The organism is Streptomyces sp. NPDC091271 (assembly GCF_044757505.1).
Classification (GTDB): domain Bacteria; phylum Actinomycetota; class Actinomycetes; order Streptomycetales; family Streptomycetaceae; genus Streptomyces.
In genome coordinates this window covers 415850-437435 of sequence record NZ_JBIVVD010000002.1, presented here as the reverse complement: position 1 = coordinate 437435, position 21586 = coordinate 415850, and the positions used below count along the sequence as shown (strand labels likewise).

At 70.1% G+C, this 21586-nt stretch carries 20 protein-coding genes and 1 pseudogene; 11 read left to right on the top strand and 10 right to left on the bottom strand.

From position 1 onward, the window contains the following. Positions 1–67 precede the first annotated feature (67 nt). The 5 genes and pseudogenes from ACIQM3_RS09415 to ACIQM3_RS09395 all read left to right on the top strand — a co-directional run bounded on the left by ACIQM3_RS09415 (position 68) and on the right by ACIQM3_RS09395 (position 4336). On the top strand, positions 68–997 hold the full coding sequence (locus ACIQM3_RS09415) for an oxidoreductase (protein WP_401621113.1): 930 nt from the start codon (positions 68–70) through the stop codon (positions 995–997). Between the two features lie 13 nt (positions 998–1010). Continuing rightward, positions 1011–1445: pseudogene (locus ACIQM3_RS09410) on the top strand (class II aldolase/adducin family protein); the annotation flags it as partial. 96 nt (positions 1446–1541) lie between these two features. Then, the gene (locus ACIQM3_RS09405) at positions 1542–2108 is read left to right on the top strand and encodes a PadR family transcriptional regulator (RefSeq protein ID WP_401621110.1); all 567 of its coding nucleotides are present in this window, start codon (positions 1542–1544) and stop codon (positions 2106–2108) included. A 47-nt stretch (positions 2109–2155) separates the two neighbouring features. Then, positions 2156–3874: an acyl-CoA dehydrogenase family protein gene (locus tag ACIQM3_RS09400; protein ID WP_401621107.1), complete on the top strand. Its 1719-nt coding sequence runs from the start codon at positions 2156–2158 to the stop codon at positions 3872–3874. 105 nt (positions 3875–3979) lie between these two features. Next, entirely contained in the window at positions 3980–4336 is a 357-nt protein-coding gene (locus ACIQM3_RS09395) for a hypothetical protein (RefSeq protein ID WP_401621105.1), read from the top strand. 61 nt (positions 4337–4397) lie between these two features. On the opposite strand, the gene ACIQM3_RS09390 is transcribed toward ACIQM3_RS09395, so the two are convergent. Beyond that, positions 4398–5027 (bottom strand): TMEM175 family protein, encoded by a 630-nt coding sequence (locus ACIQM3_RS09390; protein WP_401621102.1) that lies wholly within the window; start codon positions 5025–5027, stop codon positions 4398–4400. 103 nt (positions 5028–5130) lie between these two features. Beyond that, complete coding sequence (locus ACIQM3_RS09385; protein WP_401621099.1) at positions 5131–5394, bottom strand: DUF5133 domain-containing protein; 264 nt, start codon at positions 5392–5394, stop codon at positions 5131–5133. Positions 5395–5597: 203 nt separating this feature from the next. On the opposite strand from ACIQM3_RS09385, the gene ACIQM3_RS09380 reads away from it, so the two are divergent. Further along, complete coding sequence (locus tag ACIQM3_RS09380; protein WP_401621096.1) at positions 5598–6263, top strand: DUF998 domain-containing protein; 666 nt, start codon at positions 5598–5600, stop codon at positions 6261–6263. A 25-nt stretch (positions 6264–6288) separates the two neighbouring features. Here the strand turns inward: ACIQM3_RS09380 and ACIQM3_RS09375 are convergent, their stop codons facing one another. From ACIQM3_RS09375 to kdpF, 8 genes are all read right to left on the bottom strand, one after another. Next, positions 6289–6516 (bottom strand): ferredoxin, encoded by a 228-nt coding sequence (locus ACIQM3_RS09375; protein WP_401622376.1) that lies wholly within the window; start codon positions 6514–6516, stop codon positions 6289–6291. Beyond that, the gene (locus ACIQM3_RS09370) at positions 6513–7706 is read right to left on the bottom strand and encodes a cytochrome P450 (RefSeq protein WP_401621093.1); all 1194 of its coding nucleotides are present in this window, start codon (positions 7704–7706) and stop codon (positions 6513–6515) included. The genes ACIQM3_RS09375 and ACIQM3_RS09370 overlap by 4 nt, the downstream gene beginning before the upstream one ends. 139 nt (positions 7707–7845) lie before the next feature. Beyond that, a complete protein-coding gene (locus tag ACIQM3_RS09365; protein WP_401621090.1) occupies positions 7846–8661 on the bottom strand; it encodes an SAM-dependent methyltransferase in 816 nt (271 codons plus the stop codon). A 190-nt stretch (positions 8662–8851) separates the two neighbouring features. After that, positions 8852–9838, bottom strand: coding sequence for a glycoside hydrolase family 11 protein (locus tag ACIQM3_RS09360; RefSeq protein ID WP_401621088.1), 987 nt, complete (start codon positions 9836–9838; stop codon positions 8852–8854). Positions 9839–10367: 529 nt separating this feature from the next. Beyond that, positions 10368–11045: a potassium-transporting ATPase subunit C gene (locus ACIQM3_RS09355; protein ID WP_401621086.1), complete on the bottom strand. Its 678-nt coding sequence runs from the start codon at positions 11043–11045 to the stop codon at positions 10368–10370. A 21-nt stretch (positions 11046–11066) separates the two neighbouring features. Beyond that, positions 11067–13166, bottom strand: a complete 2100-nt coding sequence (gene kdpB, locus ACIQM3_RS09350; RefSeq protein WP_401621083.1) for a potassium-transporting ATPase subunit KdpB — start codon at positions 13164–13166, stop codon at positions 11067–11069. Further along, positions 13163–14827: a potassium-transporting ATPase subunit KdpA gene (gene kdpA / locus ACIQM3_RS09345; protein WP_401621080.1), complete on the bottom strand. Its 1665-nt coding sequence runs from the start codon at positions 14825–14827 to the stop codon at positions 13163–13165. Before kdpA ends, kdpB begins: the two co-directional genes overlap by 4 nt. An 8-nt stretch (positions 14828–14835) precedes the next feature. Then, a complete protein-coding gene (kdpF, locus tag ACIQM3_RS09340; protein ID WP_351274347.1) occupies positions 14836–14925 on the bottom strand; it encodes a K(+)-transporting ATPase subunit F in 90 nt (29 codons plus the stop codon). Positions 14926–15315: 390 nt separating this feature from the next. On the opposite strand from kdpF, the gene ACIQM3_RS09335 reads away from it, so the two are divergent. From ACIQM3_RS09335 to ACIQM3_RS09315, 5 genes are all read left to right on the top strand, one after another. Then, positions 15316–15864 carry an AAA family ATPase gene (locus ACIQM3_RS09335; RefSeq protein WP_401621076.1) on the top strand — a complete coding sequence of 183 codons (549 nt, stop codon included), beginning with the start codon at positions 15316–15318 and terminating at the stop codon, positions 15862–15864. Positions 15865–15972: 108 nt separating this feature from the next. After that, positions 15973–16542, top strand: a complete 570-nt coding sequence (locus ACIQM3_RS09330; RefSeq protein ID WP_401621074.1) for a TetR/AcrR family transcriptional regulator — start codon at positions 15973–15975, stop codon at positions 16540–16542. Between the two features lie 51 nt (positions 16543–16593). After that, entirely contained in the window at positions 16594–17778 is a 1185-nt protein-coding gene (locus tag ACIQM3_RS09325; RefSeq protein WP_401621071.1) for a GDSL-type esterase/lipase family protein, read from the top strand. A gap of 126 nt (positions 17779–17904) precedes the next feature. After that, positions 17905–20070, top strand: coding sequence for a SpoIIE family protein phosphatase (locus ACIQM3_RS09320; protein WP_401621068.1), 2166 nt, complete (start codon positions 17905–17907; stop codon positions 20068–20070). 274 nt (positions 20071–20344) lie between these two features. After that, entirely contained in the window at positions 20345–21364 is a 1020-nt protein-coding gene (locus tag ACIQM3_RS09315) for an alpha/beta hydrolase (RefSeq protein ID WP_401621065.1), read from the top strand. Positions 21365–21586 lie beyond the last annotated feature (222 nt).

Genomic DNA, 21586 nt, shown 5'->3' with positions numbered 1-21586 from the left:
GCCTGCCTCACCCGTACGGCCCTGCGCCCACGGGTGTGGAGCGGCGCTCTCCGGGGAGGCGTGACGTATGCACTCATGGACCCTCGACGACATGCCCGATCTCTCCGGCACCACCGCGGTGGTCACGGGAGCCAACAGCGGGATCGGAGCCGTGACAGCGCTCGCCCTGGCCCGCTCAGGGGCCCGGACGGTCCTGGCGTGCCGTGACCCCGAGCGTGGCAGGCGCGCGCTGGACGCCGTCCGCCGTGCTGCTCCGGGCTCGGACACCCGGCTCGTCGGTCTCGACCTGGCGGACCTGTCCGCCGTGGCCGAGGCAGCCGAGCGCATCGCGAAGGAGACCGACGGCAAGCTCGACCTCCTCGTCAACAACGCCGGAGTGATGGCCCTGCCCCTGCTGCGTACGGCCGACGGATTCGAGATGCAGTTCGGCACCAACCACCTCGGCCACTTCGCACTCACGCACCACCTGCGGCCCCTCCTCGGGGCCGGTGGCCTGTCGCGGGTCGTGACGGTGTCGTCCCTGGCGCACCGGATCGGGCGTATCGACTTCGACAACCTCAACGCCGAGCGGGGTTACGAGAAGTGGCGTGCGTACGCGCAGTCGAAGCTCGCCAACCTGCTCTTCACCGCGGAACTCCAGCGCAGGGCGGACGCGGCCGGCAAGCGGGTGCTCGCACTCGCGGCCCATCCCGGCCTGTTCTCGACGGAGCTCGGACAGGCGGGCCCGCGGATTACCGGACGGACCTGGGCGGCGAGGCTGGAACGGGTGACGCGCGTCTACACGCAGCCCGCGTCCGCCGGCGCGCTGCCCACGCTGTACGCGGCCACCCTGCCCGCGGCGCTCGGCGGGAGCTACTACGGACCCCGGCTGCTGGGTGAGACCAGGGGAGGCCCCGCGCCCGCACACCTGTCGGCCCGGGCTCAGGACATGAACACGGCGCGGGTTCTGTGGGACGAATCGGCGCGCCTCACCGGGACAACCGCAGCCGCCCTCTGAGCCCATCAGCTCCCCGGAGACCCAGGGAGCCCTGCACAGCGCCTTCTACCGGCGCGATACCGGTAACCGTGCCGTCGTACATCTGCATGCCCGCAACGCCACCGCGGTGTCCTGCCTCCCCCCGTGGCCGGTGCGGAGCGCGGTGCCGCCGCTGACCCCGTACTTCGTGATGCGCGTCGGCCAGGCCCCGCTCGTCCCGTACGCACCGCCCGGCGACGCGGACCAGGCCGAGTGCCTGGCCCGGCTGCCCTTCCCGCTCCGCGCCGCGCTCCTCCAGAACCACGGGCCCGTCCTGGCCGGACCCACGATGGCCCGCGCCGTCGACGCGGCGGTGGAACTGGAGGAGGTTTCCGCCCTGCTCCTCGCCCTGGGGGAGCGGTCCCCGCGGCTGCTGACGCCCGAAGAGGCGGGCGCGCTCGGTGCGACGTACGACTCGCCCTGGAGCGAGCACGGAGGTCGTCCCACGCGGCAGCGGGCGGGTGAGGAGCGTCTCACCGGCCCGCCGCCGCTTGCTATGCAACCAGTTGCATAGAACGATCGGGGCATGGCGCTCGAACACGCGATCCTCGTCTCCCTGCTGGAACAGCCGGGCTCGGGCTATGAGCTCGCCCGGAGGTTCGAGCGGTCCATCGGATACTTCTGGACCGCCACGCACCAGCAGATCTACCGCGTCCTCAAGCGTATGGAGAGCGACGGACTGCTCGACGTCCGCGACATCCCGCAGGAGCGCCGGCCGGACAAGAAGGAGTACTCCGTCGCAGGCCCGGGCCTCGCCGCCCTCTCCGGCTGGCTGCACGAACCGATCGAACCCGAGAGCCTCCGCCACGACCTCGCAGTGAAGATCCGTGGTGCGGCCTTCGACGACCCGGCCGCGCTGCTCCACGAGGTCGAGCGGCACCACCGGGTGCACAGCGACCGGCTCGCGCACTACCTCGCCGGGGAGCTGCGTGACTTCACCGGCCCCGGCGCTCCCGCACCGCTCGACGCGGGGCAGGAGCTGCAGCACGTCGTGCTGCGCGGCGGCATCGCCTACGAGCGCATGACGGTCGCCTGGCTCGACGACGTACTCGCCACTCTCCACCGGCTCGGCGCGGACCACCCGCGTAGCTGAACCGTCCCGCATCCCCCCGCCCACAACCTCCCGGAAGGCGTGCCACCATGGCCGACCCGCTGCTGTTCAATCCGCGTACCTACGACCCGGCGCACTTCGACCCCGAGACCCGCAGGCTGCTGCGCGCCACCATCGACTGGTTCGAGGCCCGCGGCAAGCGCCGGCTGATCGAGGACTACCGGTCACGCGCCTGGCTGGGCGACTTCCTCGAATTCGCCGCGAAGGAAGGCCTGTTCGCCACCTTCCTCACCCCCGCCTCCGCCGCGGAGTGGGACGACCAGCGCTGGGACACGGCCCGGATCGCCGCGCTCAACGAGATCTTCGGGTTCTACGGACTCGACTACTGGTACGCCTGGCAGGTGACGATCCTCGGACTCGGCCCGGTCTGGCAGAGCGACAACGCCGCCGCCCGCAGCCGCGCGGCACAACTCCTCTCCCAGGGCGAGGTGTTCGCCTTCGGCCTCTCGGAGAAGGCACACGGCGCCGACATCTACTCCACCGACATGCTCCTGGAGCCGGACGGTGACGGAGGCTTCCTGGCGACCGGTTCCAAGTACTACATAGGCAACGGCAACGCCGCCGGGCTCGTCTCCGTCTTCGGCAGGCGCACCGACGTCGAGGGCCCGGAGGGCTACGTCTTCTTCGCGGCAGACAGCCGCCACCCCGCCTACCACCTGGTGAAGAACGTCGTCGACTCCTCCAAGTACGTCAGCGAGTTCCGCCTCGACGGCTACCCGGTCGGCCCCGACGACGTCCTGCACACCGGCCGCGCCGCCTTCGACGCCGCCCTCAACACCGTCAACGTGGGCAAGTTCAACCTCTGCACCGCCTCGATCGGTATCTGCGAGCACGCGATGTACGAGGCCGTCACCCACGCGCAGAACCGCATCCTCTACGGCCGCCCCGTCACCGCCTTCCCGCACGTCCGCCGTGAGCTGGCCGACGCCTACGTCCGGCTCGTCGGCATGAAGCTGTTCAGCGACCGCGCCGTCGACTACTTCCGCTCGGCCGGCCCCGACGACCGCCGCTACCTGCTGTTCAACCCGATGACGAAGATGAAGGTCACCACTGAGGGCGAGAAGGTCATCGACCTGATGTGGGACGTCATCGCCGCCAAGGGCTTCGAGAAGGACACGTACTTCGCCCAGGCGGCCGTCGAGATCCGCAGCCTGCCCAAGCTGGAGGGCACCGTCCACGTCAACCTCGCGCTCATCCTGAAGTTCATGCGCAACCACCTTCTGGACCCCGCCGGGTACGAACCCGTGACGACGCGTCTGGACGCAGCGGACGACGCGTTCCTCTTCCGGCAGGGACCGGCCCGCGGCCTCGGCTCCGTGCGCTTCCACGACTGGCGTCCGGCCTACGACGCCTACGCCGCGCTGCCCAACGTCGCCCGCTTCCGGGAGCAGGCGGACGCGCTGTGCGACTTCGTGTCCGACTCCGCGCCCGACGAGGAGCAGAGCCGCGACCTCGACTTCCTGCTGTCCGTCGGCCAGCTCTTCGCCCTGGTGGTGCACGGGCAGCTGATCCTGGAGCAGGCGAGGCTGACCGGACTGGACGAGGACGTGCTCGACGAGCTGTTCTCCGTACTCGTCCGCGACTTCTCCGCGAACGCCGTCGAGCTGCACGGCAAGGACTCCGCGACCGAGGGACAGCAGCGCTGGGCCATCGGCGCGGTGCGGCGTCCCGTCGTGGACGACGCCCGGTCGGCACGGGTCTGGGACCGGGTGGAGGCCCTGTCCGGGGCGTACGAGATGGCTTTGTGACGCCGACCGGGTATCAGGCCCGGCCGGCCCGCATCGCCCGCGCTCGCAGGGGCATATGGAAGGTCCGGCGGCCGGAACGGCCGGCCGCGGGAAAAGGAGGTCACCATGGAAATGGTCTGGGCGGGGCGGGCACAGGAGGACGGCGCACTGGGTGACGGTGTCATCGGGTACGACGTCGAAGCACCGGACGGAAGCGTGGGCACCGTCATCAGGCTCTCGCCGGTACCGGGGTTCGACCATCTGGTGATCGACGCGGGAGTCTGGAAGTTCGGAAGAAGCGTCGTCGTGCCCGCCGGCATGGTGACCGGCGTCGACGACGCCGAGCGTGTGATCAAGGTCGGGTGCACCAAGGAGCAGATCAAGGACGCCCCGCGCTTCGAGCGTGACCAGGACACCGGGGACCTCTTCTATCTGCGTCAGCTCGGTGCGTACTACGAATCGCTGACGGCTGCCCACGGGTGAGCGGGTCCGGCGCCGTCGACGTACGCCGACGGCGCCGGACCGCTGTCCGGCCGGGCCCGCGTCAGGAGGACCGAGCGCGGCGGTACCGGCGGCCGAGCGTCACTTTGAGCGGCAGGAGCGCCAGCCAGGACAGCATGGCGGCCAAGGGCGAGACGGCGTAGGCGAGCGGGGCGGTGGCGCCGAAGACCAGGGCGGTGTTCCCCAGATCGGCGGCCACGAAGCGGGCAGTCCTCTCCGTGGCGGGATCGGAGGGCCATGTCCCGTGCAGTCCTGTCCGCAGCACTGCCAGTTCCAGCAGATTGGTGAGGCATACCGTGCCCGCGTAGACGGCGACCGCCAGGGGCTCGGATGCGTACTCCGACAGCAAGGTGGTCGGGAAGGGGATGAGCGCGATGGTGCCGAGCCAGGCGAGCGCGAGTTTCAGCGACCGCCCCTCGAACCGCGGGACCAGCTCCACGATCCGGCGGTGATCCCGCCAGAAGCCCGCCAGGATCGTGAAGCTCAACGCGTAGGCGCCGAGATCCGGCACCACCTCGCGGACGGCTTCCCGGAAGCCGTCCGCGGTCAGTCCCGGCGGCACCCGGACATCGAGCACCAGCAGGGTCATGGCGATGGCGAAGATTCCGTCGGACAGGGCGGTCAGCCGTTCCGCGTTCCTCTCCTCGCCCGTTCCCGCTCGGCTGTCGTCCACCCGACCAGCGTCGCGGGGGTGAGGCGATGCCGGGCGGGATTAGGCCGACGGCGGGCACGGCGGGCGAGGAGCAACGCGGGGCGAGCCGGAGTGCAGCCGCGGGTCAGACGGCCTGGAGGTTGTCGTCCCGCTGCGTACCGACAGTCCGGCGGAGGGCGGGGGAGACCGCTGTCCGCATGCCGAGCATGGTGTCGGCGACATGGAGGGCGTGCGGAACCGTCTGGGTGCCGGTCATCACACACAGGGTGTAGGCGGCGTCCTCCGCGGCACGGGCGGTGGCGTCCGTGGAGCGGCGCGCGTCCTCGATCCGTGCGTCGGCGTAGCGGGCCAGAGCGACTCTCAGGTCCTGAGGACTGGGTGTCAGCACAGCAGTTCTCCTCTGTTCTGTTCAGATCCACGTCCGGTGCGGGGCGCCGGGACACGGGGGCCGTCGTCCGGCCCGGCCGAGCGGTGCGGTTGCACACGCCGTCGTGTGACCCGCCGTCACGCGTGTACCCCCTCGCGAGCGGAGTACGCCCTCTCCTGCGTGTACACCGCCCGTCGCCGGTCCGGACGTTCTACCGTTCACCGATGCGGTCTGTCTCCTGGTGGGTCCTGTTCTCCTCGGTGTGCGCCCCGATCCTCCTCGTCGGCGGCTGGGCGGTCTCCGCGGAGCTCCAGGGGCCCGGCTACGATCCCGCGTCGGCGACGATCAGTGTCCTGGCCGCCGACGGCGCCGCCGGTTACTGGGTGATGACGTCGGCTCTGCTCGCCCTCGGAGCCTGCCACGTGGTGACCGCGTGCGGACTACGACCCGCCGCGCCGTTCGGACGGGTGGCCCTGGCCGGCGGTGGGGTCTCGGCGATGCTGCTGGCCCTGTTCCCGGCTCCGAGCAGTGGTGGCTCGTTCTCCCACGGCGTCGTCGTGGCCGTGGCCTTCTCGCTGCTCGCGGTGTGGCCGGTCCTGGCCGTGCGTCGCTCCACCGCCGGCCCACGGACCCCGGCCGGCCCAGGTGCGGCCGACGTACCGCGTGCGGCTCCGCCCTGGGGGCTGCGGCCCGGGCCGTCCACCATGGCGGCCACGCTGATATGGCTCGGCGGTGCCTGGTTCCTGGTCGCCCTCTTCGTACTGGACACCGCGGGCGCGGCCGAGCGTGTCCTCACGTTCGCGCAGTCGTTCTGGCCTCTCGTCGTGGTCCTGTCCTGCGTCCGGGCGCGGGGCGAGCGGTTGGAGGCAGGGGGCCGGGCCGACGGCTGACCCGGGCAGCCCGGGGTCCCCTCTCTCAGGGGCGCGGCCCGATCGCCCGGTCCCCGTCGCGGACCATGATCGCCGCCGCGGGGCACGAGTCGGCGGCGTCCAGCGCGCGTTCGTCAGGAGCTATCCGCTCCCGGACGGGCCTGGCCCTGTCCTCGTCGTCCAGGGCGTACAGATCGGACGCCATACCCGCGCACATGCCCGAGCCCATGCACAGTTCGCGATCCACCTCGGTCGTCCACGCCACGGCGGTCACCACCCCACCGGCATCTCACGCGGCCCGCGCACGAGCATCTGGTTCTTCCATTTCAGGTCTCCCGCCACATGCAGGGCGGGGAAACGCCCGAGCAGCGCCTCCAGCGCCTCCTGAAGCTCCAGCCTGGCGAGCGGCGCGCCGAGACAGTGGTGGACCCCGTGCCCGAACCCCAGATGCTGGACGCCGGTCCGGGCCACGTCGAGGCGTCCGGGGCCCTCGAACTTCAGGGCGTCGCGGTTGGCGGCACCGACCGCGACGAGCACGGGCTCACCGGCCCGGACGAGCGTGCCGCCGACCTCCACGTCCTCCGTCGCGTACCGGGGGAAGCCGGCACCGCTGCCGAGCGGGACGAACCGCATCAGCTCCTCGACCGCGCCGCGGATCAGCTCGGGGCGCTCCCGCAGCAGCTTCAGCTGATCAGGGTGTTCGAGCAGCGCGTACACGAAGTTCGGGATCTGGGTCGCGGTGGTCTCATGGCCGGCGACGAGGATGCCGACGCAGAGGTCGACCAGTTCCAGTTCGGTGAGCCGGTCCCCGGTGTCGCGGGCCTCGATCAGCCCCGTCATCAGATCCTGCTGTGGGCTGCGCCGGTGCTCGTCGATCAGCGAACCCATGTACGCGCGCAGCTCCTCACGGCTGCGGAGGAACTCCTCGGCGGTCAGGGAGCTGGTGGACAGGGCGGCGTCGCTCCAGGCCCGGAACCTCGGGCGGTCCTCCTCCGGTACGCCGAGCATGCGGCAGATGACCGCGACGGGAATCGGAAGCGCGTAGTGCTCCACCAGGTCGGCCGGCTGCCCCTGGGCCTCCAGCTCGTCCAGCAGGCCGTGGGCCAGCTCCCGTACCCAGGGGCGTAACTTCTCCACCTGATGCACGGTGAACGCCTTCGCCACCAGGGTGCGCAGTCGGGTGTGTCCCGGCGGGTCCATACTCAGGATGCCGCTGTCCCGGCTCCCCTCCGACTGGCGCGGCTCGTCGTGGCGTAGGGCCTCGGCCCGGCTGAACCGGCGGTCGCCGAGGACCAGGCGCGCGTCGGCGTAGCGGGTGGCCAGCCACGCCGGGTCTCCGTACGTCATGCGTACGCGCACGAGGCCGGGCTGTTCCAGGGCTTCCTGGTACGCGTTCGCCAGACCGATCCCGTCCTGTTCGTTGAAGGGATAGGGAACGGGCGTCTCTCCGGCTGTGGCCGTCATCGTGTTGCCTCCCTGGTTCTCGGCGGATGAGCGGGCCCTCCGAGAATCAGGCGGCGCCGCCGGCGAGGTCAACAGCGCCTTGTCAGCCATCCCGGGCCGTCGCCCTCCGCGGAGCGACGGCCCGGCTCCATGGGACGGGTCACGGCTTGCGGCCGACCGCCACGTAGCCGGCGCTGACGATGTCGTCCTGGCCGGGGACGGGTTCACCGAGTCCGGGGTGCCAGGCTTCCGCCGCCACGATGCCCGGTTCGACGATGTCGAGTCCGTCGAAGAAGCGGGCGAACTGAACGCGTGTGCGGGGCGCCAGGGTGAGCGTGTTGGCCCTGTACATCTCGTTGACCTTGCCCGCCTCTGCCGGGTGGAAGTCGGCGGTGAGGTGCGAGATCACCAGATGGCTGCCCGGCGCGAGGACCTCGGTCAGCCGCTCCACCAGCTCGTAGGCGCCGTCCTCGTCGCTCACGAAGTGCAGCAACGAGATCAAGGAGAGCGCGACGGGACGGCTGAAGTCCAGGGTCTTGCCGGCGTGTTCGAGGATGGCGTCCACCTCGCGGGCATCCGCCTGCACATAGTCGATGGCGCCCTCCGGAGTTCCCTTGAGCAGGGCCTCGGCGTGCGCCAGGACGATGGGATCGTTGTCGCAGTAGACGATCCGTGCGGCCGGCGCCGCCTGCTGGGCCACCTGGTGCAGATTCGGCTCGGTGGGTATCCCCGTGCCGATGTCGAGGAACTGCCGGATCCCCTGCTCGGTGAGCCACCGGGTGGCGCGGTGCATGAAGGCCCGGTTCACCTTCGCCATGACCGGGACCGACGGTTCGACGGCAAGCATCTGCCGGCCCATGGCCTCGTCCACCGGGTAGTTGTCCTTGCCGCCGAGGAACCAGTCGTACATCCGGGCGGGATGGGGTCTGCTGGTGTCGATGCGCGGGGCGGGTGCATCGTTCTCCGGTCGGGACATTACGAACTCCTGGGTGTGCGCGGCAGCGGATGATCAGCTTGCGACCAGAATAGGCAACGGGAGTGCCTGACAAGTCGGATGGAGCACAACTCCACTGTCGAACAAGGCCGCTTCGCCGGTGATGTCCCCTACGTACCGGGTGAATCCGTGGTAGGCGGTCCGCAGGCGCGTCCGGGCCGGTGCCCGGGTGTCAGCCGGCGGTGCAGCTGACGGCGGGCCAGGTCCAGTTGCCGTTGGCCTGGATGGTGGCGCCCCAGGTGTTGCCGCTGCCGTTGGATCTGGCACTCAGCACCTGGGCGCCGGGATAACTGGCGCTGGTGTTCCAGGTGGAGAGGACCTTGGCGGGGGAGGGGACGTTCATCGTGACGGTCCAGTTGTTCGAGCCGGAGACCGAGACGTTGAGGTTGTAGCGGTCGCTCCACTTCTCGCCCGCGGTGACGGTGGCGGTGCAGCCTCCGCCTCCGCCTCCGCCGCCGGAGGTGCCGCCCACGGTGATGTTCGAGCTCCCGCTGCTCTGGTAGCCCTCGGTCGCCATGATCATGTAGTTGAAGGTGCCCAGGTTCATACGCTGCCGGGCCCACGCGTCGAAGTGGTTGCCGGTGGTGATGGTTCCGCCGGTCCGCTTCGACTGCCGGACGCTCCAGAACTGCTTGAACGTGCGAGTGCCCTCGATCGACGGGGCGTTGACGCGGGTCGTCTCGTAGATGTCGTACGTCCCGCCGTCGCTGGTGACGGTGCCCTTGAAGGTGCCTGTCGGTCGGTAGGTGCCCCAGTTGTCGACGATGTAGTACTCCACGAGCGGGTTCGTCGACCACCCGTAGAGGGTGAGGTAGGCGTTGCCGGACGGGTTGAAGGAGCCCGAGTACGTCACGCTCCTGCGTCCGCCGGTGCTCCATCCCTTGCCCGCGACGAAGTTGCCGGTGTTGCTCCAGGAGGTGCTGTAGCCCCCGCCGGACGACAGGTTCATCGAGACGGTGCCGGGGCTGTCGGTCCAGAAGGAGTAGTGGTAGCCGTTGTCGGTGCCGGTCCGGTTCGAGTTGACGACCGTGTCCGCGCTCGCGCTGCCCGGCAGGGCCAGCACGGCCACGGCGGCCATCGCCATGGCGAGGGCATTGCGGATGGACCGTCCGAACCGGCGGCGTGTGCGGCTCGTCGACTGCGCGGGTGCGTCGTTCATGTGCGTGCTTTCCTCCTCGTCCTCATGAGGCCGGGTGGGGGTTCCGGGCAGCGCGAGACGCCCTGGGTGGGGGGTGTCGGTGCACGGGCGATGACGCGATGGCGTGTGGATGTCGCGCGTCCCGGCCGGACTGGACCGGCCGTCGTGCTCGGCGACCGGCCTGGGGTGCCGGGCCGGGGTGGCCCGGATCGACAGTGATTGAGGTCTGTCGACGGCGAACAGTGTTGAACTGGCCTCGACGGGTGTCAATAGTTTCGACAAGGGTTACGAAACCGTCGATGAGGGGATTGGCTGCCCTGAGGGTTATTTTGCCAGTTCAGACGTAGTCATGCTTGATCGGCATGAAGTTATTCGTCGTGATCCATGAAAGGGTGCCTGGAATTCCCGCCCAAGGATTTCGAAAGTTTCGAAGCTGGGAGAGGAATCCGAGAATTGACCGAGCCGAACGGCGAAGCGGCCCGGCCGGGAGGGGGAACGCGAGCGGCGGCGGTTCCGGGCCGGAACCGCCGCCGCTGACCGCCGAGCTCTGTCAGCCCTCGCTCACGTCCTTGAGCGCGGTGTTGAGCTCCAGGACGTTGACCCGGGGCTCGCCCATGAACCCGAGGGTGCGGCCCTGGGTGTGATCGGCCACCAGCTTCGCGACCTGCTCGACGGGGAGGTTGTTCTTCTCGGCGACCCGGTGGACCTGAAGTTCGGCGTATGCCGGGGAGATGCCCGGGTCGAGCCCCGAGCCGGAGGAGGTGACCGCGTCGGCCGGCACGTCCCGGGGCCGCACCTCGTAGGACGGGGTCGAGTTGTCCGCCACGACCGCCGCCTTCGCCTCGGTGACCCACGTGACCAGGTCGGCGTTGTCCGCCGAGCGGTTGGTGGCACCTGAGAGGATCAGTGAGTACTGAAGGTTCACGCTGTTGCCGCCCAGGCCGTTCGACGGGCGCGGCTGGAACCACTTCAGGTCCGGCCTCGCCACCTCGTCCGGGTCGTCGGGGTTCTGCTTCGGCAGGTTGTACGTCTGCCCGATCAGGGACGACCCGACGGTCCGGCCGTCCCCGTCACTGATCTCGGAGCCGTTGGCCTTTTCGCTGAAGAGCGCCTGCGCGACACCCGTGACGGCGAGCGGGTAGAGGACGCCGCAGATGACGCTGAGGACGAGCAGGGCACGCAGCCCCGCCCCGACGAGGCGGGCGGTGTTCTTGAGAGAGGCGTTCATGGCTGATCAGCCGTTTCTGGTTCAGGAGAGCCCGGGAACGAGGGAGAGGAGCAGGTCGATGATCTTGATGCCGATGAAGGGGGCGACCAGGCCGCCGAGTCCGTAGATCCCGAGGTTGCGCCGCAGCATCCTGTCGGCGCCGGCCGGCCGGTACCGGACCCCCTTGAGGGCCAGCGGTACGAGGGCGATGATGATCAGCGCGTTGAAGATGACGGCGGACAGGATCGCGGACTCGGGTGACGCCAGACCCATGATGTTCAGCTTGTCCAGGCCCGGGTGGACCACCGCGAACATGGCCGGGATGATCGCGAAGTACTTCGCGACGTCGTTGGCGATGGAGAAGGTGGTCAGGGCGCCCCTCGTGATGAGGAGCTGCTTGCCGATCGCGACGATCTCGATGAGCTTGGTGGGGTCGGAGTCCAGGTCCACCATGTTCCCGGCCTCCTTGGCGGCCGAGGTGCCGGTGTTCATCGCCACGCCGACATCCGCCTGGGCGAGCGCCGGGGCGTCGTTGGTGCCGTCCCCCGTCATCGCGACGAGTTTGCCGCCCGCCTGCTCCCGCTTGATGAGGGCCATCTTGTCCTCGGGGGTGGCCTCGGCGAGGAAGTCGTCGACTCCCGCCTCGTCCGCGATGGCTTTGGCGGTCAGCGGGTTGTCACCCGTGATCATGACGGTCCTGATGCCCATACGTCGCAGTTCGTCGAACCGCTCCCGCATGCCGTCCTTGACGACGTCCTTCAGGTGGATGACGCCCAGGATCCGGGCGCCCTTCGCATCCTCGACGGCGACGAGCAGCGGGGTGCCGCCGGCCTCCGAGATCCGTCCGGCGAGCGCACCGGCGTCGTCGGCGACGTGGCCGCCCCGCTCCCGCACCCACGCGACGACCGAACCCGCCGCACCCTTGCGGGCCTTGAGGCCGTCCACGTCCACCCCCGACAAACGGGTCTGAGCCGTGAAGGCGACCCATGCGGCGTGGGTGAGCTCGCCCTGGTGGCGTTCGCGAAGACCGTACCTCTCCTTCGCGAGGACCACTATCGAGCGGCCTTCGGGAGTCTCGTCGGCCAGAGAGGACAGCTGCGCCGCACCGGCCAGCTCCGCCTCGTCTGCGCCCCTCACCGGTACGAACTCCGCTGCCTGCCGGTTCCCGAGCGTGATCGTTCCGGTCTTGTCGAGCAGCAGCGTCGAGACGTCACCCGCCGCCTCCACCGCGCGCCCCGACATGGCCAGCACGTTGCGCTGGACGAGACGGTCCATGCCCGCGATGCCGATCGCGGAGAGGAGGGCCCCGATGGTCGTCGGGATCAGACAGACCAGCAGCGCGGTGAGGACGATCATCGACTGCCTGGCGCCGGCGTGGATCGCGAACGGCTGGAGCGTCACGACGGCGAGCAGGAAGACTATGGTCAGCGAGGCCAGCAGGATGTTGAGCGCGATCTCGTTGGGGGTCTTCTGCCGGGCGGCGCCCTCGACCAGGGCGATCATCCGGTCGATGAAGGTCTTCCCCGGTTCGGTGGTGATCCTGACGACGATCCGGTCGGAGAGGACCTTCGTGCCGCCGGTGACGGCACTGCGGTCGCCGCCCGACTCCCTGATCACGGGGGCGGATTCGCCGGTGACGGCCGACTCGTCGACGGACGCCACGCCCTCGACGACGTCACCGTCGCCGGGGATGGTGTCACCTGCCTCGCAGACGACCAGGTCGCCCACGCGCAGCTCGGTGCCGGGCACCTCCACCTCGTCACGGCCGTTCAGCCGGCGGGCGACCGTGTCGGTCTTCGCCTTGCGCAGAGTGTCGGCCTGGGCCTTGCCGCGCCCCTCTGCGACGGCCTCGGCGAGGTTGGCGAAGACGGTGGTCAGCCACAGCCAGGCCGCGATGGCCCAGCCGAACCAGTCCCCCGGATCCTGTAGCGCCAGCAGCGTGGTGACCACCGAGCCGACGAGCACCACGAACATGACCGGGGACTTGATCATGACGCGCGGGTCCAGCTTCCTCACCGCGTCCGGGAAGGACCTGAGCAGCTGCTTCGGGTCGAAGAGACCCCCGCCGACACGGCCGGACGCGGCGGCGCCGTCGCCGGACAGGTCTTCGTGCGGGGCACGGGTGGGGGTGACGGTACTCATGAGGCGAGTCCTTCGGCGAGCGGCCCCAGCGCCAGGGCCGGGAAGTAGGTCAGACCGGTGAGGATGAGGATCGTGCCGACGAGCAGGCCCGCGTAGAGCGGCTTGTCGGTCCGCAGCGTGCCCGCTGTGGCGGGGACGGGGTGCTGCTCGGCGAGCGAGCCGGCCAGTGCCAGGACGAACACGATGGGCAGGAAACGGCCGAGCAGCATCGCGATACCGATGGTGGTGTTGAACCACTGGGTGTCGGCGTTGAGCCCGGCGAAGGCGGAGCCGTTGTTGTTGGCGCCGGAGGTGTAGGCGTAGAGGATCTCGGAGAACCCGTGCGCACCGCTGTTGGTCATCGAGTCGGCCGGAGTCGGCAGGGACATCGCCACCGCGGTGAAGCAGAGCACCAGCGCGGGCGTGATCAGGATGTAGCACGCCGCGAGCTTGATCTGACGGGTGCCTATCTTCTTTCCGAGGTACTCGGGTGTACGGCCGACCATGAGGCCGGCGATGAACACGGCGATGATCGCCATGACCAGCATGCCGTAGAGACCGGATCCGACACCGCCGGGCGCGATCTCTCCCAACTGCATTCCCAGCATGGTGATGCCGCCGCCCAGCCCCGTGTACGAGGAGTGGAAGGAGTTCACCGCACCGGTCGACGTGAGGGTGGTCGCCACGGCGAAGATCGACGATCCGCCGATGCCGAACCGTGTCTCCTTGCCCTCCATCGAACCGCCGGCGATGTCGAGAGCCGGGCCGTGGTGGGCGAACTCCGTCCACATCATCAGGGCCGTGAAGCCGATCCAGATGGTGGCCATCGTGGCGAGGATCGCGTAGCCCTGCCGCAGGTTGCCGACCATGCGGCCGAAGGTGCGGGTCAGCGCGAACGGGATCAGGAGGATCAGGAAGATCTCGAACAGGTTGGAGAAGGGGGTCGGATTCTCGAAGGGATGGGCGGAGTTGGCGTTGAAATAGCCGCCACCGTTCGTACCCAGCTCCTTGATGACCTCCTGCGAGGCGACCGCGCCGCCGTTCCACTGCTGCGTGCCGCCCGTGAACTGCCCGACCTCGTGGATGCCGGAGAAGTTCTGGATGACACCGCACGCCACCAGTACGACCGCGCCGATCACGGCGATCGGCAGCAGGATGCGTACGGTGCCGCGTACCAGGTCCGTCCAGAAGTTCCCGAGCTCGCCGGTGCGGGAGCGCGAGAACCCGCGCACGAGGGCCACGGCCACGGCCATACCGACAGCGGCCGAGACGAAGTTCTGCACCGCGAGACCGCCGGTCTGCACGACGTGGCCCATGGCCTGTTCGCCGTAGTACGACTGCCAGTTGGTGTTCGCCACGAAGGACGCCGCGGTGTTGAACGCCTGGTCCGGGTCGATCGACACGAAGCCGAGCGAACCGGGCAGAGCCCCCTGGAGGCGCTGGAGCGCGTAGAGGAAGAGGACGCTCACCGCGGAGAAAGCGAGCACGCCGCGCAGATAGGCGGGCCAGCGCATCGAGGCCGACGGATCGGCTCCGACAGCACGGTAAATCCACTTCTCCGGCCGGTAATGCTTTTCCGAGGAGTAGACCCGGGCCATGTGGTCACCGAGAGGACGGTATGCGAGGGCAAGCGCGGAAATCAGCGCGAGCAGCTGAAGCACACCAGCTGTTACAGGGCTCATATCGAGCTTCAGAACCTCTCCGGGTACACGAGCGCAAGGACGAGGTACACCAGCAGGGAGACGGCTACGACCAGGCCGGCGATGGTCTCTGCGGTCACAGCTTCGTCACCCCCCTTGCTATGAGAGCCACCAGTGCGAAAACCGAGATCGTGGTGGCGACGAAGGCCAGATCGGCCATCGTGAGCTCCTGTATGAAGTGAAAGGAATGGAATCGGCCGGTGCGGCCGAAGAAAAGCAAACCGCACCGCCGGCCGGGTGTTGAGCGCCGTTGACGGGCTCCATACGGGCGGGGCGCATTTCTTGACGCGGTCCGTACGTGCGGGCGGCTGTACGGGCTGCAATTCCGGGCCGCGCCCTGCCCTGATGCCCCGGCTGCGTAAACCGTCGAGTGCTTTCCGGAGCTGTCCCTTCAGCGGGCCCGGTCGGCCCCTCCCCGGGCGGGTACGCTCTCGCGTCAGCGTGTCGCGTATGCGAGCGAGAGGAGTCGTGTGGACATCGAACCCGGCCCGTCCGTCGTCCTGATCACCGGTGTGATGGCATCGGGGAAGTCGACCGTGGCCCAGCTCCTGGCCGAGCGTCTGCCCCGCGCGGCGCATGTGCGAGGTGACGTGTTCCGCCGCATGACCGTCTCCGGCCGGGAGGACCTCATGCCGGAGGAGACCGCGGAGGCCAGGGCCCAACTGGAGCTCCGCCAACGGCTCTCCGCGCTCGTGGCCGACGAGTACGCGCGCGACGGGTGGACCGCGATCGTCCAGGACGTCGTCCTCGGCACGGACCTGGAGCGCTACGTCGCGAGGGTGCGCACACGCCCCCTGTACGTCGTCGTGCTGGCTCCCTCCACCGAGGTCGTGCGGGACAGGGAGGCGGCGCGTCCGAAGACCGGCTACGGCGCCTGGACGGTCGAAGCGCTCGACCGCAGTCTGCGGGAGGAGACGCCCGGCATCGGCCTCAGGCTGGACACCTCGCGGCAGACAGCGGACGAGACGGCAGGGGCGATCCTGGCCGGTCTGCCCGCGGCTCGTGTCCACGGCGGCTGAGCCACCGGGGTCCGAACGGCTCCGTGGAACCCGTCCCTAGGCAGGTCGATGATTTGCCTAATACTACTAGGTAAATGCATAATCGAATCCGGTGGAGGAAGGGTGACCATGGCACGAGCAGGACTGACCGCAGAACGCCTGACGCAGGCCGGAGCGGACATGGCCGACGAGGTCGGCTTCGACAACGTGACCGTCGCGGCACTCGCCCGGCAGTTCGGCGTCAAGGACGCGAGCCTCTACTCGCATCTGAAGAACTCCCAGGACCTCAGGACGAGGATCGCCCTGCTGGCCCTGGCGGAACTCGCGGACCGCGTCGCCGCCGCTCTGGCCGGGCGAGCCGGCAAGGACGCGCTCGAGGCATTCGCGAACGCCTACCGCGACTACGCCCGGGAGCACCCCGGCCGCTACGCCGCGGCGCAGCTCAGGCTCGACCCGGAGGCGGCCGCCACCAGTGCCGGCGTGAGGCACGCCCAGATGACGCGGGCGATCCTGCGCGGCTACGACCTCACGGAGCCCGACCAGACGCACGCGGTCCGGCTGCTCGGCAGCGTCTTCCACGGCTACATCAGCCTGGAATCGGGCGGAAGCTTCAGCCACAGCGCCCCCGGCACGCAGGAGACCTGGTCACGGGTCCTGGACGCCCTCGACGCCCTGCTGCGGAACTGGCCCACGCCCTGAATCCGGCCGGCCCTTCCCGCCGAGCCGACGCACAAGGAACAGGTACGAACAATGAGCACCCGGCCCCAGCTGATGACGACCCCCCTCACCGAGGACCTCCTGCGCGGCGCCCTGGACCTGGAGCGCACCGAGCACGGTCTGCTGCCGCATCGGCTGCCCGCCCGTGCGCGCGCCCAGAACACCGACGGGCAGCTGGCCATGGCGGAGGCCCAGCCCTCGGGCGTGCGCCTCGTCGTGCGTACGCGGGCGACCGTCGTGGAGCTGGACACCCTGCCCACCAAACGGGTGTACGTGGGCGCCCCGCCCCGGCCGGACGGCGTCTACGACCTGCTGGTCGACGGCCGTCTCGCGGACCAGGCCACTGTGACGGGTGGCAACACCCTGACCATCGACATGGCCACCGGATCGGCCGAGGTCCGGCCTGGGCCGGTGGGCACCCTCCGCTTCAGCGGTCTGTCCGCCGACCTGAAAGACCTCGAGATCTGGCTGCCGCACAACGAGACCACCGAGCTGGTCGCCCTGCGCACTGACGCCCCGGTCGAGCCGGTCCCGGACCGGGGCCGGACGGTCTGGCTCCATCACGGCAGCTCCATCAGTCACGGCTCCGACGCCGCGAGCCCCACCACCACATGGCCCGCGCTGGCCGCCGCCCACGGCGGGGTGGAGCTGGTCAACCTCGGTTTCGGCGGCAGCGCCCTGCTCGACCCGTTCACCGCCCGCGCCCTGCGCGACACACCCGCCGACCGCATCAGCGTCAAGGTCGGAATCAACCTGGTCAACACGGACGTGATGCGCCTGCGCGCCTTCACCCCCGCCGTCCACGGCTTCCTCGACACGATCCGCGAAGGCCACCCCACCACCCCGCTGCTGGTCGTCTCGCCCATCCTCTGCCCCATCCACGAGGAGACCCCCGGCCCCAGCGCGCCGGACCACAGCGCCCTCAGCGAGGGGAAGCTGAAGTTCAGCGCCGGGGGAGACCCGGCCGAAACGGCAGCCGGGAAGCTCACACTGACCGTCATCAGGGACGAACTCGCCCGCATCGTCGAGCAGCGTGCGGCCGAGGACCCCAATCTGCACCACCTCGACGGCCGCGAACTCTACGGCGAGGCCGACTCCGCGGAGCTGCCGCTCCCCGACGCCCTGCACCCCGACGCCGCCACGCACCGTCGCATCGGCGAACGCTTCGCGAAGCTGGCGTTCCACGCGGGCGGCCCGCTCGGCGTCGCGGGTCGCTGAGCCAATCGGCTGCGCCGGGGGAGTCGGCGGTTGAGAGCGGGAACCCGCACAGGCATTCTTGAACAAAGGTCGCAAATGGGCGTTCGTGGGCGACCTGCCTAGGCGGGGAGGACGAGTGATGAGCCCATGAGCATGGACGAGACGGGCCGAGCGGGTCCGTCGGCGGGCAGTGGTGAGCCCACACCGGATGCCGTGGGGGACAGGAGGCCCGCCTACGTGCCGTCCGACGAAGTGCGCTGTCAGATCCTGGAACAGCTGCCGGTGCCCGTGGCCTACTTCGGGCGGGACCAGGTGCTCGCCATGGCCAATGCGGCAGCGGCCGCTTCGGTCAGCAAGACCGAAGCGTCGCTGATCGGGCTCCTGCCCGGGGAGATCGAGCCCGGACTGTTCCTCGAAGGCGGGAAGGGACTCACCGAGGCCATCGACCGGGTGCTGAGGACGGGCGAGGGCGAGCCGTACGAGACACATCTCGTGGTGGCGGGCAGCGAGCACATCTGGCAGGCGGCGATGTCGCCCGTACGGAATGCCGCCGGTGAGGTCCAGGGAGTGTCCGTCGTGACACTCGATACGACCGACCAGTTCATGGCGCGCAGGCGGCTGACCGTGCTGAACAAGGCCAGCCGGCGCATCGGCAGCACGCTCGACGTGGGGCGCACAGCCGAGGAGCTGGCGGAGCTCGCCATCGAGGACTTCGCCGACTTCGTGACCGTCGACCTGCTCTCCGAGGTGCTGACGGGCGACGAGGCACGTTCGGTGCTCCACAGGGACACGATCAGCTTCCACCGGGTGGCCCAGCAGTCCGTGCTCGAAGGGTGCCCGGAGTCGGTCGTCCCGCTCGGTGAGATCCATGCGTACGACCGGGACTCCGAGGTGGGCCGGGCACTGGTCATCGGGGAACCGGCACGCTTCACCGTCGACGAGGAGGCGCTGCGGCGCTGGAGAATGGTCGATCCCGCACGGGCACGGAGCCTGCGTGAGAACAGGATCCACTCGATTCTGGTGGTTCCGCTGCGGGCCCGCGGCATCACTCTCGGCACATCCATGTTCTGCCGGCACCGGACTCCCGGCGGGTTCGGCGCCGCGGATCTGCAGCTCGCCGCCGAACTCGTCTCGCGTGCGGCCGTATGCGTGGACAACGCCCGCCGGTACACCCGCGAGCGGGCCACGGCGCTCGCCCTTCAGCGCAGCCTGCTGCCGCGCCGGGCCGCCCGGCAGCAGGCGGTCGAGGTCACGGCGCGCTACCTCCCGAACACCACCGGGGCGGGCATCGGAGGGGACTGGTTCGACGTGATCCCGCTCTCCGGGGCGCGGGTCGCGCTGGTGGTCGGCGACGTCGTCGGCCACGGTCTCCACGCCTCGGCCACCATGGGCAGGCTCCGCACCGCCGTACGGACCCTCGCGGACGTCGACCTCGCACCCGAGGAGCTCCTCACCCAGCTCGACGACCTGGTGCTCACGCTCGACCGTGAACAGCCGGCGGACAGCTCCGAGGGCGCGCAGGTCGCCGGTGCCACCTGCCTCTACGCCGTCTACGACCCCTCGACAGGGCTCTGCACGATGGCCAGGGCGGGTCACCCCGAGCCGATGCTGGCCTGCCCGGACGGCACCGTCAGACAGCTGCCGCTGCCCTCCGGGCCACCGCTCGGCGTGGGCGGCCTGACCTTCGAGGGGGCCGAGTTCGAGCTGCCCGAGGGCAGCCGGCTCGCCCTGTACACGGACGGCCTGATCGAGACGGCGGGCCGGGACGTCGATCTTGCCCTCGCCGAGCTCCGCGACCTGCTCGGCCGCTCGACGTACTCCCTCGAAGAAGCCTGCGACACCGTCATGGAGGCCTTGGTTCCCGAGCAGCCGAACGACGACGTCGCCCTGTTGGTGGCCCGTACCAGGCGTCTCGACGCGGGCCACTACGCCGCGTGGGACCTCCCCGCGGACCCGTCCGTCGTCTCGACCGCGCGTAAGCGTGCCTCCGCCCAGCTCACGGCGTGGGGCCTGGACGACGCGGTGTTCACCACCGAGCTGGTCGTCAGCGAACTGGTCACCAACGCCATCCGTTACGGCGCCGAGCCGATCCGGCTCCGCCTCATCCGGGACACCGCGCTGATCTGCGAGGTCTTCGACGGCAGCAGCACCGCCCCTCACCTGCGCCGCGCCCGGATCTTCGACGAAGGCGGGCGCGGCCTCCTGCTCGTCGCGAGTCTCACCGAGCGCTGGGGCACCCGCTACACCAGCACCGGCAAGACCATCTGGGCCGAACAGCCGCTGCCGGACGCGGAGGCGGCGGACCTGGTCTGAGTCCGGTCCACCACGCGCGCGGACACCGGTCCGGCGCTGCCCCTTCGTGGAGGCCCCCGCCGTCGCTCAGCAACCGGTCGATCGCCGCGTGCATGGCGTCGGGGCCGAACTCCTCGCGCAGGGGCACGGATTCGGCCAGTCGTCCCCACAACACGTCGGAACCTAACCCGGCGGTCCGGGTGTCCGGCCCCCCGGGCGAGCGGCGTCGTACGGACACGAGCCCGAGGGCGGCCCGGAGTTCAAGGCGGAGGGGCTGTCGGCCGAAGACTCAGGTATGTCGCACCCACACACACGCCGCACCGTACTGGCGGGCGGGGCCCTGCTGGGCGCCGGAGCCCTCCTCGGTGCCGCCCCCGTCGGCGCCGCCGGCGCCGCCGGCGCCGCCGGCGGAGCCGTCACCGAACGACGCCTCGACGAACGGCTGGTCGAACTGACCGTCGACTCCCCGGCTCTCGGCGGCCGGAGCACCGTGGCCCTGCTCACCCCACGCGGCTGGGACCGCCGCAGCCCCGCTGACCGCTGGCCCACCCTCTATCTGCTGGCAGGCGGAGACGGAGACCACACCGCCTGGACGACCCTTTTCAAGGTGCAGGAGCTGGACGAGCTGCGTGACGTCCTGGTGGTCATGCCGGGCATGCCGCTGTTCGGGTTCTGGACGGACTGGTGGAACCACGGCAAGGGAGGCGCACCCCGGGTACGCAAGTACTTTCTCCGGGAGGTCGTGCCGCTGGTGGAGCGGGACTACGGGGCCGGGCCGAACAGGGCAGCCGCGGGGGAGTCCCAGGGCGGATTCGGGGTCCTGGGGCTGGCGGCCCGCGTTACGGGCCTGTTCGGTGCCGTCGCCGCGTTCGGGGCTCCCGTGCATCCGGTCAGGCACCCGGAGATGTGGCTGTCCGGAGCGAAGTTGGTGGGTGTGGACGGCTACGCGATCTTCGGCGACCCGTGGAAGCAGTGGAAGACCTGGCTCGACTGGGATCCGTACCACCACGCCGCAGGACTGCGTCGTACGCCCGTCTACCTGGCCTCCGGTGACGGGAAGCCCGGTCCGCTCGACGGGGACGAGCCCGATCCCCACATCCCCGGGACCGAAAAATGGGTCGCCCTCGCCGACGACGGTGTCGTATCCGTCACCGAGGCCGTCTGCGGCGAGGAGACGAGGATGCTGAGCGACCGGCTCACCACTCTGGGCGCTCCTGTCACCACTCACCTCTACTCGGGCGGACACACGGGTACCTACGGGTACAGGGAACTGCGCCACGCCCTGCCGATGCTGACGGCGGCGTTGCGCCGGTGACGGCCGGTCCTTCGGCATGTCCCGCCTGACCGGCATCCGCAACATGGTGCGCCTGGTGGCCAGGGCACCTTGAACCGGCGCGGGGGGGGGGGGCGCCCCCCCCCGGGGCGCGGGGGGGGGGGGGGGGGGCCCGGGGGCGGGGGGGGGGGGGGGGCCCCCCCCCGCGGGGGGGGGGCGCCCCGCCGCGCCGGGGGGGTGTGGCGCGAACGGTGTTGGAGAACT